Raw genomic sequence first — 15,348 nt, forward strand, 5'->3', positions numbered from 1 at the left:
GATGAAGCTCATCGCTTATACCGCCGCCGCCTTACTGTCCTGCTACGCCATGTCCGCCTGCGCCGACGGTTTCTCCGTCACCAGCACCACCGTCAAGGAAGGCGCCCGGCTGCCGGAAACCCATGTCCTCAACGGCTTTGGCTGCCATGGGGGCAACCAGTCCCCGGCCATTGCCTGGAAGGATGCCCCCCAAGGCACCAAGAGCTTTGCCGTCACGATGTACGATCCCGATGCGCCGACGGGTTCGGGCTGGTGGCATTGGGTGGTCTATGACATCCCGGCGTCGCTAAGCGGGTTGCCCGCCGGCGCCGGCAGTCCCGACGGCAAATCCCTTCCTCCAGGCGCCATCCAGGCCCGGACCGACTTTGGCACTCCAGGTTACGGCGGTGCCTGCCCGCCTGCCGGGAGCCAGCCCCATCGCTACCGGATCACCGTCCATGCGCTCAAGGTCGAACGCCTCGACTTGGCAGCGGATGCCTCTGCGGCTATGGTTGGCTTCATGCTCAATGCCAACAGCCTGGGGAACGCAACCCTCCAGGCAATCTATTCCCGCTGAATCCCAGCTCCCGCCTCCTAACGCCGCACAAAACACTGCACAGATTTGAGGCCCGGCCCCACGAGGGGCCGCCTCCTGCTCAAAAAGCCCCATGCTCCTCATCGCCGCCCTAACCCTCAAAAAAGCCGTCACCCTCTTCGCCCTGGTCGGGCCGGTGACGATGATTCCGGTGTTCCTGGCCTCCGCCGAGGGGCTGGACGCTCACGGCAAGGTGCGTTTTGCCCGGACCATCGGGGTGAGCGTGACGGTGGCGCTGCTGGTGGCCACCTTTCTCGGCATGCCGCTGCTGGGGCTGCTCGGGGTGTCCCTGGGGGCGATGCAGGTGGGGGGCGGGATCATCGTGCTGCTGCTGGCGATCGCCATGGTGCTGGGCAAGGAAACCAGCTTCAAGGGTTCGCCCCCGGCGGCGGACGGGGCGCTGGCGGTGCCTCTGGGCAAGGCATCGATCATTCCCCTGGCGGTGCCTTTGCTGGCAGGACCGGCGGCGTTCAGCTACGTGATGGCCAACAGCGCCTGGCATAGCTACGTGGACCTGATCCACGTGATCCTGCCCATCGTCATGGTGGGCTTGTCGTGCTGGGTGAGCTTTCACCTGGCCTGCCGGGCCGAGCGGCAAATCCGCCAGGCGACCCTGGACCTGGTGGCCCGGGTGGGCGGCTTCATCCTCGCCACCATGGCGGTGGAGATGATGGCCACCGGGCTGCGCAGCCTGTTCCCGGTGCTGATTCCCGGTTAGGCCAGGCGCTTTATTTGCGCTGTTTGCCGCTGCCGTGGGCAACCTCCATTCAGTGGAATTGCGGCTGACCCGAACCGCGCGCAGCATATCCCCTCCCCGCTTCCCCGCGCCAGTGGCCGATCTCCAGGCAGGCATCGCGCAACGCCAATAGGGGTGCGGGGTTCCAGATAGGCATCGCCAAGCGCCTTTATCCACGCGCCTTTCCGGGGCATGCATAAAAAAACCGCCGGACAGGAGGTTTGATTCCCATCCGGCGGCAAGGGCGGCACCGTCCCGGCAGCGGAGGCGGTGCCGGCAGGTCAATGGCGGGCGCCGGCCAAGGGCTCGCCTCGCCCTTACTTCGCCGCCCTACTTCGCGGCTGTGGCCATGGGGCCGGCGGTCGCGCCAGCCGGGGTCGCGGCGGAAGGCGCCGAACCGGTCGCCGCCGCGGCTTGGCCCGCAGCCGGGGCCGCCGGATCGCTCGCTCCGGCCGCCGGCGCCGGGGCCTCGCCCCAGCTCCCGCCCAGCGCCCGGATCAACCCCACGGTGGCCCGGGCACGCTCCCCGTCCAGGCTGACGGCGACGCGCTGCTGTTGCAGCACGCTACGGTCGGCGTCGATCACGCTGAGGTAGCTCACCGAGCCTTCCCGGTACTGGATGTGGGAGAGCCGGGCGGCGCGGCGCGAGGCGCTCACCGCTTCGTCCTGGGCCTGGTTCTGGGCATCGAGCAGGCGCAGGCCGGCCAGGTTGTCTTCCACCTCCTTGAAGGCTTTGAGCACCGCCTGGCGGTAGTTGGCCACCTCTTCCTCGTGCTTGGCGTTGGCGAAATCCACCCCGGCGCGGCGGGCACCGCCGTCCAGCAGCGGCAGGCTGAGCGCCGTGCCCACCAGGGGGCCGAGCAGGAAGCTGCGGCTGCTCCACTTGAACAGGTCGCCCAGGTCGGCGGATTCATAGCCGAAGGCGCCAGTCAGGTTGAGGCGCGGGAAGTAGGCGGCCCGGGCCGCGCCGATGCGGGCGTTGGCGGCGGCCATGGCGTATTCGGCGGCGGCGATGTCCGGGCGTCGCTCCAAAAGTGCCGAGGGCAGGCCGGCGGGAATGCGCACGGTCAGGCGCGCCAAGGGCTGGGGCGGCAGTGAAAAGGCGGCAGGCGCCTGCCCCAGCAGAATCGCCAGGGCGTGCTCGGCCACGGCGCGCTGGCGTGCCACGCCGAGGGCTTCGGACTGGGCCGCCGCCAGTTCGGTTCTCGCCCGGGCCAGGTCCAGTTCGCTGATGTCGCCTTCGTCGAAACGGCGCTGGAAGAGGCGCAGGGTCTGGCCGCGCAGTTCCACCGTCTCGCTGTAGAGGGCGGCCGTGGCGTCCAGCTCGCGGACGAGAAAGTAGGCCTGGGCCACGTCCGCCTGCAAGGCCAGCAGCACCGACTGGAACAGGGCCCGCTGTTGCAGGGCGTCGGCCCCGGCGGCATCGGCCCCGGAGCGCACCCGGCCGAACAGGTCAGCCTCGTAGGCTACGGTGCCCTGGGCGCGCCATAGGGTGGTGGGCGTGGTGTCTGCATCCGCCGCCAGCCCTTGGGACGCGGGGGACGGGCGCTGGCGCGTCGGCCCGAAGCCGACACCGACCTGGGGGAACAGGCCGGAGCGGGCGTTCTGCTCCAGGGCCCGGGCCTGGGCGAGGCGGGCAGCGGCCGCCTTCAGGTCCTGGTTGGCGGCCAGGGCCTGGTTCTCCAGGGCGTTGAGGGTGTCGTCGGCGAAGATCGTCCACCAGTCGCCCCGGGGCTGAGCCTCGGCGGGCTGGGCGGGCTTCCATTGGCTATCGCCGGCGGCGGCCTCCTTGAAGGCCGCCGGGGTGTCGAGCAGGGGGCGCTCATAGGTCGGGGCCAGGGAGCAGCCGGCCAGGACCAGCAGGCTGGCGAGCAGCAGCGGCAGCCCCCGGGAGGAGTTGAAACGTTGGGTCATGATGAAGGGTCCTGTTCCGTTCAGTGGCTCGCGTCGTGGGCCGCCTGGGGCACATGGGCCGAGTGGGCGGTGAGCGGCGCTTCGTGGGGCGCGGCGGAATGAAGCTTGTGGCGCTTGTCCAGGGTGCGCAGCAGCACGTAGAAGGCCGGGGTGAGGAAGAGGCCGAAGAAGGTGACGCCGAGCATGCCGAAGAACACGGCCACGCCCATGGCATGGCGCATCTCGGAACCGGCGCCGCTGGAGGTGACCAGGGGCACCACGCCCATGACGAAGGCGATGGAGGTCATCAGGATCGGGCGCAGGCGCAGCCGGCTGGCGTCGATGGCGGCCCGGATCGGCGTACTGCCCTGCATCTCCAGCTCCCGGGCGAACTCGACGATGAGGATGGCGTTCTTGCAGGCCAGCCCCACCAGCACCATCAGGCCGATTTGGGTAAAGATGTTGTTGTCGCCGCCGGTGAGCCAGACGCCGGTGAGGGCCGCCAGGATGCTCATGGGCACGATCATGATCACCGCCAGGGGCAGGGTCAGGCTCTCGTACTGGGCGGCCAGTACCAGGAACACCAGCAGTAGGCTGATGGGAAAGACCCAGATGCCGGCGTTGCCCGCCAGGATCTTCTGGTAGGTCAGGTCGGTCCATTCGAACTTGACGCCCCGGGGTAGGGTTTCCGCCGCCACCCGCTCCGCCGCCGCCTCGGCCTGGGCCGAAGAGAAGCCGGGGGCCGGGCCGCCGTTGATGTCGGCGGCGGTGAAACCGTTGTAGCGCACCACCATTTCCGGGCCGAAGCCGGGCTTGACCTTGACCAGGGACGACAGGGGCACCATCTCCCCGTCCCGGTTGCGGGTCTTGAGTTGCAGGATGTCCTCGGGCCGGGCGCGGAACGGCGCGTCGGCCTGGGCCCGCACCTGGTACACGCGGCCGAAGCGGTTGAAGTCGTTCACGTACAGGGAGCCAAGATAGATCTGCATGGTGTCGAACACGTCGGTCACCGAGACGCCCTGCTGCTTGGCCTTGACCCGGTCCAGGTCCACGTCCAGCTGCGGCACGTTGATCTGGTAGCTGGAGAACATGGGACCCAGCTCCGGCGCCTTGGCCGCTCCCGCCATGAAGGCCTTGGCCGCCTTGTCCAGCTCGGCATAGCCCAGGGCGCCCCGGTCCTCGATCTGCAACTTGAAGCCGCCCAGGGTGCCCAGGCCCATCACCGGCGGCGGCGGAAAGACCGCCACGAAAGCCTCTTGCAGGGCGCTGTACTTCTGGTTGAGGGCCCCGGCGATGGCGTCCGCCGACAAGTTCTTGCCGCGCCGCTCGTCGAAGGGCTTCAAGGTGGCGAAGACGATGCCGGCGCTGGAGCTGTTGGTGAAGCCGTTGATGGACAGGCCGGGGAAGGCAATGGCGCTCTGCACCCCGGGCTGCTCCAGGGCGATCTCGCCCATCTTGCGGATCACCGCCTCGGTGCGGTCCAGGGAGGCGCCGTTGGGCAGCTGGGCGAAGCCGATCAGGTACTGCTTGTCCTGAGCCGGCACGAAGCCCCCGGGCACCAGGTAGGCCAGGCCCACGGTGAGGCCGAGTAGCACCGCATAGACCCCCATGGCCGAAGCCTTGCGCGCCAGCACGCCCTTCACGCCCCGGCCGTAGTTGTCCGACGCCCGGCCGAAGAAACGGTTGAAGGCGGCGAAGAAGCGGCCCAGGTAGCGGTTCATCTGCCGCGTCAGCCAGTCCGGCTCGCTGCCGTGGCCCTTGAGCAGCATGGCCGCCAGGGCCGGGGACAGGGTCAGGGAGTTGAACGCCGAGATCACCGTGGAAATGGCGATGGTCATGGCGAACTGCTTGTAGAACTGGCCGGTGAGGCCGGTCATGAAGGCCAGGGGCACGAACACCGCCACCAGGGTCAGGGCGATGGCGATGATGGGCCCACTGACCTCGCGCATGGCCCGGTAGGTGGCCTCCCTGGGCGTCAGCCCGGCCTCGATGTTGCGCTCCACGTTCTCCACCACGACGATGGCGTCGTCCACCACGATGCCGATGGCCAGCACCATGCCGAACAGGGACAGGGCGTTGATCGAATAGCCGAAGCCGAGCATCAGGGAGAAGGTGCCGACGATGGACACCGGCACCGCTAGCAGCGGGATGATCGAGGCCCGCCAGGTCTGCAAAAAGACGATGACCACCAGCACCACCAGGGCGATGGCCTCCAGCAGGGTATGCACCACCGCCTTGATGCTGGCCCGGACGAACTGGGTGGGGTCGTACTCGATGCGGTATTCCACCGAGGCGGGGAAGTCCTTGGCCAGGTCGGCCATGGCCTCGCGCACCTGGGACGACACATCCAGGGCGTTGGCGCCGGGGGACTGCATGATGCCCATGCCGATGGCCGGCTTGTTGTTGAGCAGGGAGCGCAGGCCGTATTCCGCCGCGTCCAGCTGCACCCGGGCCACGTCGGCCAGGCGGGTGACGCCGCCGTCGGGGGCGGTCTTGAGCACGATGTCGCGGAACTCTTCCTCCGTCTGCAAGCGGCCCTGGGCGTTCACCGAGAATTGCAGGGGCACGTCGCCCACCGTGGGCGAAGCGCCGATCACCCCGGCGGCCACCTGCACGTTCTGCTCGCGGATGGCGCGCACCACCTCGCTGGCGGTCAGCCCGCGCTGGGCCACCTTCTGGGGATCGAGCCAGACCCGCATGGCGTAGTTGCCGGCGCCCCAGATCGAGACCTCCCCTACCCCGTTGAGCCGGGCCAGGCGGTCCTTGATGTTGAGCACCGCGTAGTTGCGCAGGTAGGTGGCGTCGTAGCGGTCGTCCGGCGAGATGAGGTGCACCACCAGGGTCAGGGTCGGCGAGCTTTTCACCGTGGTCACGCCAAGGCGCTGCACGTCCTCGGGCAGCCGCGGCAGGGCCTGGGAGACCCGGTTCTGCACCAGTTGCTGGGCCTTGTCCGGGTCGATGCCGAGCTTGAAGTACACGGTCACCGTCAGGTTGCCGTCGCTGTTGGCCTGGGACTGCATGTACAGCATGTTTTCCACGCCGTTGATGGATTCCTCCAGGGGCGCAGCGACGGTCTCGGCGATCACCTTGGGGTTGGCGCCCGGGTACTGGGCGCGCACCACCACCGAGGGCGGCACCACTTCCGGGTATTCGGAAATGGGCAGCTGGAACACCGCCAGCACCCCGGCCAGCAGGATCAGGACCGACAGCACGCCGGCGAAGATGGGCCGGTCGATGAAGAATTTGGATATGTTCATGGCACTCCCCCCGCAAGGGATCAGGTATTGTTATCGGCGGCGGCAGCCTTGGCGGACTGTGCCGTCTTGGCTGCGGCGGCGGTGGCCGAATCGGCAGGGGCCTTGGTGGCGCCCATGGCCACCGGCTGGGGCGTCACCGCATCGCCGGGACGCACCCGCTGCAAGCCGTTGACCACGATGCGCTCCCCCGGCTTGAGGCCGTCTTCCACCACCCGCAGGCCGTCCTGGACGGCGCCGAGGCGCACTTGCCGGTAGGCGGTGCGGTTGCCCTCGCCCACCACCAGTACGAAACGCTTGTCCTGGTCGGTGCCCACCGCCTTTTCGTCGATCAGCAGGGCCTCCCGGGGCTGGCCGCCGCCCAGGCGCACCCGGGCATAGAGGCCGGGCAGCAGGCGACCGTCGGCGTTGTCGAACAGGGCGCGCACCCGGATCGTTCCCGAGGTGGTGTCGAGCCGGTTGTCCACCGAGGCGATGCGCCCCGGACGCGTATAGCCGTCCTCGTCCGCCAGGCCGAGGAACACCGGCAGGGCGCTGCCGGCGGCGCCCCGGGCGGCGGCCACGTACTTGAGGTAGCTCTGCTCGTCCACGTCGAAGGCGGCGTACATCTGGTTGGCCGACATCAAGGTGGTAAGGGGTGCGTTGGCCGTGCCTGGGGCCACCACGTTGCCCACGGTCACCTCGGCCCGGGACATGCGCCCGGCGATCGGCGCGGCGATGCGGGTGTATTCGAGGTTGAGCTCGGCCACCTTGAGGGCCGCCTTGGCCGCTTGCAGGTTGGCCCGGGCCTCCCGGTCGGCGTTCTGCTTTTCTTCGAAGTCGCGCCGGGCGATGGCGTTGTCGGCCAGCAACCGCTCGCCCCGGGCCACGTCGGCGCCGGTGTAGGCCACCCGGGCCTCGGCGGCGGCGAGCTGGGCCTGGCTCCGGGCCACTTCGGCGGCGTAGGGGCGTGGGTCGATGGTGAACAGCACGTCGCCCTTCTTGACCAGGCTGCCATCCTTGAAATGGACGGCGGTGACGGTGCCGGACACCTGGGGGCGGACCTCGACCCGGTCCACCGCTTCCAGGCGGCCGGAATAGGCTTGCCAGTCGGTGACCGAACGTTTGGTCACCTCGGCCACGTCCACCGCCGGCGGCGGCGGGGCCGAGGCAGCCACCGCCGTGCCGGGGTGGGCGTAGAACAAGGCCAGGCCGCCCAGGGCGGCGGTGCCGGTAAGGGCGGCGGCCACCGCCAGGCGGGTGGCGGTGAGGGAGAAGCGTCGGGTCATGGCAGGCTCCATACGAAAATTCAAGGATGACGAGGGCCGGCCCGGGCCGCGCAAGGCGGAGCCGGGAGAGGAAAAACGGGAGTGGTCAGGGACGGTGAAAGGTCAGCCGCAACAGCGTCGGCCTTGCCACGGCGGCAAGGTCAAGCGCTGCATTCGGGACAACAGGAGGGAGGCGGCGCGGCGCCGCGGGGGTCGGACGCCAGGTGGCGGCGCAGAAAGTCGGCGGCTTCCGCCAGGGTGGGCTGGTGGTCGCGCAGGTGGCCGTGCTGCACGCGGCCGTAGCGCGACACCTGGATCGGCACCCCGACGGCGATCAGGGCGGCGGCGTATTTTTCCGCCTCCTTGTGCAGCACGTCGCACTCGGCGGTGGCGATCAGGGCCGGTGGCAGGCCGCCCAGGCGGCGCGATTCCAGGGGTGAGGCGTAGGGGTGCAGGCGCTGTTGGGTGTGGGGCAGGTACTGGCGGTAGCAGTCGGCGCAGGTGGCCTCGTCCAGGTCGGAATTGAGCCGGACCGCATCCCCTAGCAGGGTCATGCTCGGGTCGAGCATGGGTCCCACCAGCACCTGGGCGGCAATCGCCGGGCCGTGCCGGTCCCGGGCCATCAGGGCCAGGCAGGCGGCCAGGTTGCCCCCGGCGTCGTCGCCGGCAACGGCCAGCCGGCCGGCGTCGCCGCCGTAGCGGTGGGCCTGGGCCGCCGCCCAGCAGGCGGCGGCGTGGGCATCCTCCGGCGCGGCGGGAAACGGCCAGTCCGGCGCCAGGGAGTAACCCACCGCCACCACCAGGGCCGGCACAGCCCGGGCCAGGTAGCGGGCCGCCCCGTCGGCGTCGTCGATGCTGCCGGAAACGAAGCCGCCGCCGTGGAAGTACAGCACCACCGGCAGGCCGCTGGCTCCCGCCGGGTGGTAGAGGCGCAGCGGCAGGGGGGCGGCATGGCCGTCGATGCGCTGCTCATCCACCTGCAAGGGGGCCGAAGCTTCGGCGACGTCAGCCGGCGGGGCAGCGACGCCGGTGGCGGCGCTGCCGTTCATCGCGTTTTCAACCAGCTCCGAAGCAAGAAGGGGGTCCATGGGGCAAAGCCGGCCGGGACGATCCGGCCAGTCGTTTGGAATGTTGGAATGGGCGCATTCTCGGTGTTAAAGTGGATTGGATAAACATACAATTCACGACAACACTATTCGGCAATACCGAACAATCCCACTCCGGGAATTCCGGGATTCAGCATTCCCCTCCCCCGCCCACCTGCCGGGCCGGATCACGCAAGGACACCCCGATGGACCGTTTTCAAGCCATGCAGGTCTTCACCCGGGTGGTGGACACCAGCAGCTTCACCCGCGCCGCCGAAAGCCTGGGCCTGCCCCGGGCCACGGTAACCACCACCATCCAGAACCTGGAAGCCATGCTCCAGGTGCGCCTGCTCAACCGCACCACCCGCAAGGTCAGCCTGACCCCGGACGGGGCGGCCTATTACGAGCGCTGCGCCCGCATCCTGACCGAAGTCGAGGAAACCGAGGCCGCCTTCCGCGACGTGGCCCGGGTGCCCCGGGGCCGGCTGCGCCTGGACGTGCCCCCCTCCATCGGCAGGCTGATCCTGATTCCGCGCCTGTGTGAGTTCCACAGCCGCCACCCGGAGATCGAGATCGCCCTGGGCATGGGCGACCGGCCGGTGGATCTGGTGCAGGAGCAGGTGGATTGCGTGATCCGGGTCGGCGAGTTGCAGGATTCGTCCCTGGTGGCGCGGCGCATCGGCAGTTTCCAGAGCGTCACCTGCGCCGCACCGTCCTACCTGGAACGCTTCGGCACCCCCAGAACCCTGGAGGAATTGCAGGACCATCAGGCGGTGCATTACTTCTCGACCCGCACCGGACGGACCATCGACTGGGACTACGTGGTGGAGGGCAAGAGCACCGAGGTGAAGGTGCACGGCCGCATCTCGGTGAACGATTCCGAGGCCTACGTGGCCTGCGCGCTGAAGGGCTTCGGCCTGATCCAGCCGGCCCGCTTCATGGTCCTGCCCTACCTGGAGTCGGGGGAACTGGTGGAGGTGCTGCCCGAGTGGAAGCCAAGCCCCATGCCGATCTCGGTGGTGTACCTGCAAAACCGGCACCTGTCGCCCAAGGTGCGGGCCTTCGTGGACTGGGTGGCGGAACTGTTCTCCAGCTGTCCGCTGCTAAGCGGCCGGGACGAGGAATACGACCCGAAGGTGTGCACCTTCGTCTCGCCCAGCACACCCGAGCCCCATACCCTGCGCACGGTGATCGAGCAGCACAACCGGGCCGAGTGCATCTTCTGACCCGGCCCACCGGGCTTATTGCATGGAGTGCAGACCGATGGTGTTGCCTTCGCTATCCACTGCCAGGGCGATGAAGCCGTAGGGCCCGATGGCCTTCTTGGGCGTTTCGATGCGCCCGCCCGCCGCCGCCACCCGGCCGGCCTCCACGGCGCAATCGGCGCAGTGGAAATAGACCAGCACGCTGTTGGCCGCGGCCCCGGCCGGCGGATAACCGGGAATGCGGATCAGGGCGCCAGAGGCGCCGTAGCCTTCTTGGGTCATGGTGAAGGCGTACATCTCGAACTCGGTGTCCGCCAGCTTGGTCAGTTGGACGTCGAAAACGGTTTCGTAAAAGGCCTTGGCCCGGGCCATGTCCTGCACGTAGATCTCGAACCAGCCGACTGGATTACCCATGGGGATTCCTTGCGCAGAGAGAGAACCTTCATGCCGCCGTGCCGGAGAGCAGGCTCCTGCTCACTCCGGCTCGTGGCACACCGCTTCGATGTTGTGCCCGTCCGGATCGAGGACGAAGGCGCCGTAGTAGTTGGGATGGTAGTGGAGGCGCAGCCCCGGAGCCCCGTTGTCCCGCCCGCCGGCGGCCAGGGCCGCTGCGTGGAAGGCATCCACCTGGGCGCGGCTGGCGACGCGGAAGGCCACGTGGATGGGCGGCTGGTTGGGGGTGCCCCGGCTGATCCAGAAATCGGGCTTGGGCGGCTCGCCGAAGCCCGCCACGTCGGCGTTGCCGGTGACCGAGGCGGGAAGCTCCATGAGCAGGCCGTAGCCGATGGCGCCCAGGGCCTGGGTATAGAAAGCCTTGCTCTTGGCGAAGTCGCTGACGACCAGGCCGGTGTGATCGATCATGGGAAGCTCCTTGTTCGTGTTGCACCGGCCGGCCCACCGGGCGTCGGCCGGCGCCAGGTTTCACCCTAGCACGTCGGCAGGATGTCGCCAGAACGGCGAACGCCGCCCCGGCGCGGGCCAGGGGTCAGCCTTCCAGCCGGCGGCGGAAGACCAGGCGACGGGCCTCGGAGGCGTCGGCATCGAAGCCGTAGCCTTCCAGGTCGAAGCCCTTCAGGCCCTCGGGCCGGTCGATGCGGTTGGTGATGGCGTAGCGGGCCATCAGTCCCCGGGCGCGCTTGGCATAAAAGCTGATGATCTTATACTTGCCGCCCTTCCAGTCCTCGAACACGCAATCGATCACCGGCGCCGCCAGCTTCTTGGGCTTGACCGCCTTGAAGTACTCTTCGGAGGCTAGGTTCACCAGGGCGGCGCTGCCGGCCGGGGCCTGGGCCAGTTCGGCGTTGAGGCTGTCGGTCAGGGTTTCGCCCCAGAAGGCGTAGAGGTCCTTGCCCCCCGGGTTGGCCAGCTTGGTGCCCATTTCCAGCCGGTAGGGGTGGATCAGGTCGAGGGGGCGCAGCACGCCGTAGAGACCGGAAAGAATGCGCAGGTAGTCCTGGGCGTAGGCCAGGTCGGCGGCCGACAGGCTGGCGGCGTCCAGCCCTTCGTAGACGTCGCCGTTGAAGGCCAGCACCGCTTGCTTGGCGTTGCCCGGCGCGTGTTCGGGGCGCCAGTCGGCGTAGCGGGTGACGTTGAGCACGGCCAGCGGATCGGAAATGTCCATCAGCTTGGCCAGGTCCGCCGGCGACAGGGGGCGCAGGGTCTCGATGAGGGCCGCGGAACGGTCGAGGAAGCGTGGCTGGCTGGCCGTTTCGATCGGGGCGGGAGTCTCGAAATCCAGGCTCTTGGCGGGCGAAATCACGAAATGCACGGCACAATCCTTTACAAAAAACGTCGAAAAATTATGGCACGGTAAAAAGCACATACATTCGACAAATTCGCCACGGGAAAAGAACAAGACCATGAATGTCATGGAAGATCTGCTGCAACGCCTCATCGCCCTCGTCGAGAACGGCAACGACCCGGTGGAACTGCTTACCGAACTGGTCGAGCACATCCGCCCCAGGCGTGCCCACGACGGCGAAGCCGCCCGCCAGGCCATCCAGGCCCTGTGCTTCCAACTCGGCCAGCATCCCGAACAGCGCGCCGCCCTGCGCCAGGCCCTTTGGGGCCTGATGACCGAGCGCCGCCAGGTGTCCCTGTACGTGGACACCGGGGTCTTCCCCAACACCGGCTTCTTCACCGAGTCAAGCCGGCGCCTGTCCCGCACCATCCTGCCCGACGTGGTGGATCTATCCACCCTGCGCGACGTGGTGGCCACCCTCTTCCACAAGGCCAGCGACCAGCTGTGGGTGCAGGAGGTGGGGCTGGACACCTGGACCGACCTGCTCCACGCCCTGCGCTTCGACGAACTGGACGAAGGCCGGGACGGCCCTCCCCCCCATCCCCTAGCCCAGGTGCTGGAAGCCCTGCGGGTGCTGTCCTACCGCATCTCCGCCATCGGCCTGGAGCCGGAGGTGCTGCGCCTGGAACCAGCCCTGGAGAAGTTCGCCTCGCCGTTTTTGGCCCAGAACGTGGAAATGCTCGCCTACCTGGACAAGTACGAGGCCTGGTGGGCCGATCCGAGCAACGACAAGCTCGACGAAAAACATCTTCTGGTGCTGCTCGGCCAGTGCCGCGACGTGGCCGAGCGCATCCGCAGCCGGGCGGCCCGGGCCGGCACCAGCCTATCCCTGACCTTCCAGCTGCAACGCCTCAAGCAGAACCTGCGCCGCACCGAAACCCTGGTGGACATCCTCTCCGGCCTGCACGACGACAAGGACACCGCCAGCCAGTTGCCCCACCTGCTGCCGCGCATCGCCGTGCTGATGGTGGCCCTGATCCGGGCCGAGTGCCGCAAGAACAACCTGCGCCACTACCTGCGCCAGAACGTGGAACTGCTGGCCCTGCGCGTCACCGAAAACGCCGGCCACACCGGCGAGCACTACATCACCGAGAGCCGGCCCGAGTATTTCTCGCTGCTGCGCTCGGCCCTGGGGGCGGGCTTCATCGTCGCCTTCATGGCAGCTTTGAAGGTGATCCTGTCGAAGCAGCACTTCGCCCCACTCAACGAGGCCCTGTCCTTCTGCCTCAACTACGGCCTGGGCTTCGTGCTGATCCACATGCTGCATTTCACCGTGGCCACCAAGCAGCCGGCCATGACCGCCAACGCCATCGCTGCCTCCATCGGCGAGGCTAGCGGCAAGGTGCGCGACCTGGAGAACCTGGCCACCCTGATCGCCCGCACCATCCGCAGCCAGATCGCCGCCATCATCGGCAACGTGGGCCTGGCGATCCCCACCGCCTTCATCCTGGCCCTGCTCGTCCGCGGCGTGGCCGGAGAACACTTCGTCGGGCCGGAAAAGGCCCTGCACATGCTCGAAGAGGTCCATCCCTGGCACAGCGGCGCGATCATCTACGCCGCCATTGCCGGCGTCTGCCTGTTCCTCTCCGGCCTGCTCGCCGGCTACTACGACAACCTGTGCGCCTACAACCGCATCCCGGAGCGCATCCTGCGCCTGAAGTGGCCCCAGACCCTGTTCGGCGAGGCGCGCATGCGCCGGGTGGCCCGCTACGTGGAGAACAACCTGGGGGCCCTGGCCGGCAACTTCTTCTTCGGCTTCATGCTCGGCGGCGTGTGGGCCATCGGCGTGCTGTTCGGCCTGCCCATCGACATCCGCCACATCGCCTTCTCGTCGGCCAACCTGGGCTTCGCCACGGTGGCCCTGGACTTTGGCGTGCCGCTGGGTATCTGGCTGCCGGCGGTGCTGGGGGTGGCCCTGATCGGCCTGACCAACCTGCTGGTGAGCTTCACACTGGCCCTGTTCGTCGCCCTGCGCGCCCGGGGCGTCACCTTCGCCCAGGGCCGCCAGCTCGGCCGCAGCGTGCTGCGCCGGCTGTGGAGCCATCCACGGGAATTCTTCCTCCCTCCCCGCCCGGCCCTGCCCGATCCCGCGCCGGCGGTGGAGCCGGTGCTGGCCGAGGCCGCACCCGACGCTCCGAGGGATGGAGAACAAGAGCGCCCGCGGGAATCGCAAGCCTGATTTTGCCCCCACTGCCCGGACCCGCTGCCGGGCCGCCCTCCCGCCCGCCCCGGCGGGGGAAAGGCCCCGGGTCTGGTAGAATCGATGACCGCTACATTACACACGGCCCGGACACCCTCCGGGCCGCGCCATTAAGTGCTTCCGCCATGAGAAAACCCCGTTCCTCCGCCCGCTCCCACCTCCCCCGGGAAGCCGCCCAGCTTGTCTGGCTCTCGACCGGCCTGTCCCGCTCCGGCGGCAAGCTGGAAGACGCCTACTGGGAACCCCGCCTCGCCAGCGCGGTGGACGAACTGCTGCGCGACGACAACGAGGCCGACCTGACCGCCGCCCTGGACCAGCTGTTCGAGGCCGACGGCCCGGCCCACGACGAACTGGCCGACATGGTCGAATCCCGGGCCGAGAGCACCCGGCTCAACCACGACGGCAAGGTCTGGGACGTGCTGCTGGTAGCCTGCCCAGTGCTGGCCTGGTCCCGCTTCTCGATTCCCGCCGCGCCCCTCGCCGCGGAGACCCTGGGCGCCCTCAAGGCGCAACTGGCGGGCCACGTGCTGGCCAAGAACGCCAAGGTGGCCCTGGCCAACTTCCTTTTCTCGCCGGACCAACTGCCGCGCAGCTTCTGTGAAACCTTCCAGATCACCTGCGAACTGGGCGTGCGCGCCCTCACCGGCCGCGACTTCAAGCTCAACGCCAAGGACTTGCCGGAAACCAACCGTTTCCTCTCCGACACCCGCTACCTGCTGGCGGCGGTGGCCGTGCCCCAAGGCGAAGCCCTGTTCCGCTGGAACGAGCCCGACGGCGACAAGGACAAGGCCCTCGCCCAATGGATCGCCCAGGCCGGCCCCACGGTGGAAACCCTGCTGCCCGGCTGCGCCTTCCAGCCGCAACTGCCGGACGCCTACCACGCCGCCTGCCGCCAGACCGACCAGGCTTCGCGCCCCTATTCCCTGCGCGCCGCCATCGCCTTCCTACAGACCACGGTGAACCTGGAGCCGGCGGCCATGAAGGCGGTGATCGGCCCCTTCCACGACCAGCGCCTGGAGGAATACCGCATCGGTCTCGGCCCCCGGGATTCGGACGACATCTACTACGGCGTGGTCTGGCCCCTGCTCGGCACCGAGGACGACAACGCCGAAGTGGTGCCGGAAATCGAAGCCATCCTCGCCGAAGCCGGCTTCCAGGACGTGACCATCCACGATCACCGCTTCCCCCTGGAATTCTGCGACGACTGCGGCAGCCCCCTGTATCCCAACAAAGAAGGCGAACTGATCCACGCTGAAATGCCGGAACAACCGGCCCACGGCGCGGCAGGCGGGATGCTGCACTAACGCTTGCGATCTCGCTCACCAAAGAAAAACCCCGCTGTTGCACATCGCA

At 68.4% G+C, this 15,348-nt stretch carries 12 protein-coding genes; 5 read left to right on the forward strand and 7 right to left on the reverse strand.

Annotation, left to right across the window (positions count from 1 at the left end):
- Position 1: 1 nt before the first annotated feature.
- Together V7Z98_RS00950 and V7Z98_RS00955 are read left to right on the forward strand one after the other, a co-directional pair.
- Entirely contained in the window at positions 2-556 is a 555-nt protein-coding gene (locus V7Z98_RS00950; protein ID WP_334156632.1) for a YbhB/YbcL family Raf kinase inhibitor-like protein, read from the forward strand.
- Positions 557-647: 91 nt separating this feature from the next.
- Positions 648-1,292, forward strand: coding sequence for a MarC family protein (locus V7Z98_RS00955; RefSeq protein ID WP_334156633.1), 645 nt, complete (start codon positions 648-650; stop codon positions 1,290-1,292).
- A 348-nt stretch (positions 1,293-1,640) separates the two neighbouring features.
- Here the strand turns inward: V7Z98_RS00955 and V7Z98_RS00960 are convergent, their stop codons facing one another.
- The 4 genes from V7Z98_RS00960 to V7Z98_RS00975 form a co-directional block, all read right to left on the reverse strand.
- Entirely contained in the window at positions 1,641-3,224 is a 1,584-nt protein-coding gene (locus V7Z98_RS00960; protein WP_334156634.1) for an efflux transporter outer membrane subunit, read from the reverse strand.
- 20 nt (positions 3,225-3,244) lie between these two features.
- Positions 3,245-6,460, reverse strand: a complete 3,216-nt coding sequence (locus V7Z98_RS00965) for an efflux RND transporter permease subunit (RefSeq protein ID WP_334156635.1) — start codon at positions 6,458-6,460, stop codon at positions 3,245-3,247.
- 20 nt (positions 6,461-6,480) lie between these two features.
- Positions 6,481-7,725, reverse strand: a complete 1,245-nt coding sequence (locus V7Z98_RS00970) for an efflux RND transporter periplasmic adaptor subunit (RefSeq protein WP_334156636.1) — start codon at positions 7,723-7,725, stop codon at positions 6,481-6,483.
- 140 nt (positions 7,726-7,865) lie between these two features.
- Complete coding sequence (locus V7Z98_RS00975; protein WP_334156637.1) at positions 7,866-8,792, reverse strand: alpha/beta hydrolase; 927 nt, start codon at positions 8,790-8,792, stop codon at positions 7,866-7,868.
- Positions 8,793-8,995: 203 nt separating this feature from the next.
- Here V7Z98_RS00975 and V7Z98_RS00980 point away from each other — a divergent pair, with 203 nt between their 5' ends.
- On the forward strand, positions 8,996-10,015 hold the full coding sequence (locus tag V7Z98_RS00980) for a LysR family transcriptional regulator (protein WP_293265231.1): 1,020 nt from the start codon (positions 8,996-8,998) through the stop codon (positions 10,013-10,015).
- A gap of 15 nt (positions 10,016-10,030) precedes the next feature.
- On the opposite strand, the gene V7Z98_RS00985 is transcribed toward V7Z98_RS00980, so the two are convergent.
- From V7Z98_RS00985 to yaaA, 3 genes are all read right to left on the reverse strand, one after another.
- Positions 10,031-10,408 (reverse strand): VOC family protein, encoded by a 378-nt coding sequence (locus V7Z98_RS00985; RefSeq protein ID WP_334156638.1) that lies wholly within the window; start codon positions 10,406-10,408, stop codon positions 10,031-10,033.
- Between the two features lie 60 nt (positions 10,409-10,468).
- Positions 10,469-10,855: a VOC family protein gene (locus tag V7Z98_RS00990; protein WP_334156639.1), complete on the reverse strand. Its 387-nt coding sequence runs from the start codon at positions 10,853-10,855 to the stop codon at positions 10,469-10,471.
- 124 nt (positions 10,856-10,979) lie between these two features.
- The gene (gene yaaA, locus V7Z98_RS00995) at positions 10,980-11,762 is read right to left on the reverse strand and encodes a peroxide stress protein YaaA (RefSeq protein WP_334156640.1); all 783 of its coding nucleotides are present in this window, start codon (positions 11,760-11,762) and stop codon (positions 10,980-10,982) included.
- A 91-nt stretch (positions 11,763-11,853) separates the two neighbouring features.
- Here yaaA and V7Z98_RS01000 point away from each other — a divergent pair, with 91 nt between their 5' ends.
- Together V7Z98_RS01000 and V7Z98_RS01005 are read left to right on the forward strand one after the other, a co-directional pair.
- Complete coding sequence (locus V7Z98_RS01000; RefSeq protein ID WP_334156641.1) at positions 11,854-13,974, forward strand: site-specific recombinase; 2,121 nt, start codon at positions 11,854-11,856, stop codon at positions 13,972-13,974.
- A gap of 146 nt (positions 13,975-14,120) precedes the next feature.
- Complete coding sequence (locus tag V7Z98_RS01005; RefSeq protein WP_334156642.1) at positions 14,121-15,299, forward strand: DUF2863 family protein; 1,179 nt, start codon at positions 14,121-14,123, stop codon at positions 15,297-15,299.
- Positions 15,300-15,348 lie beyond the last annotated feature (49 nt).

The organism is Oryzomicrobium sp. (genome assembly GCF_036820405.1).
Taxonomy (GTDB): Bacteria; Pseudomonadota; Gammaproteobacteria; order Burkholderiales; family Rhodocyclaceae; genus Oryzomicrobium.

What these genes read in the sequence shown, in the direction of transcription:
- V7Z98_RS00950 (WP_334156632.1), top strand. Translation starts at nt 2, where the DNA reads ATGAAGCTCATCGCTTATACCGCCGCCGCCTTACTGTCCTGCTACGCC.
- V7Z98_RS00955 (WP_334156633.1), top strand. Translation starts at nt 648, where the DNA reads ATGCTCCTCATCGCCGCCCTAACCCTCAAAAAAGCCGTCACCCTCTTC.
- V7Z98_RS00960 (WP_334156634.1), bottom strand. Translation starts at nt 3,224, where the DNA reads ATGACCCAACGTTTCAACTCCTCCCGGGGGCTGCCGCTGCTGCTCGCC.
- V7Z98_RS00965 (WP_334156635.1), bottom strand. Translation starts at nt 6,460, where the DNA reads ATGAACATATCCAAATTCTTCATCGACCGGCCCATCTTCGCCGGCGTG.
- V7Z98_RS00970 (WP_334156636.1), bottom strand. Translation starts at nt 7,725, where the DNA reads ATGACCCGACGCTTCTCCCTCACCGCCACCCGCCTGGCGGTGGCCGCC.
- V7Z98_RS00975 (WP_334156637.1), bottom strand. Translation starts at nt 8,792, where the DNA reads ATGGACCCCCTTCTTGCTTCGGAGCTGGTTGAAAACGCGATGAACGGC.
- V7Z98_RS00980 (WP_293265231.1), top strand. Translation starts at nt 8,996, where the DNA reads ATGGACCGTTTTCAAGCCATGCAGGTCTTCACCCGGGTGGTGGACACC.
- V7Z98_RS00985 (WP_334156638.1), bottom strand. Translation starts at nt 10,408, where the DNA reads ATGGGTAATCCAGTCGGCTGGTTCGAGATCTACGTGCAGGACATGGCC.
- V7Z98_RS00990 (WP_334156639.1), bottom strand. Translation starts at nt 10,855, where the DNA reads ATGATCGATCACACCGGCCTGGTCGTCAGCGACTTCGCCAAGAGCAAG.
- V7Z98_RS01000 (WP_334156641.1), top strand. Translation starts at nt 11,854, where the DNA reads ATGAATGTCATGGAAGATCTGCTGCAACGCCTCATCGCCCTCGTCGAG.
- V7Z98_RS01005 (WP_334156642.1), top strand. Translation starts at nt 14,121, where the DNA reads ATGAGAAAACCCCGTTCCTCCGCCCGCTCCCACCTCCCCCGGGAAGCC.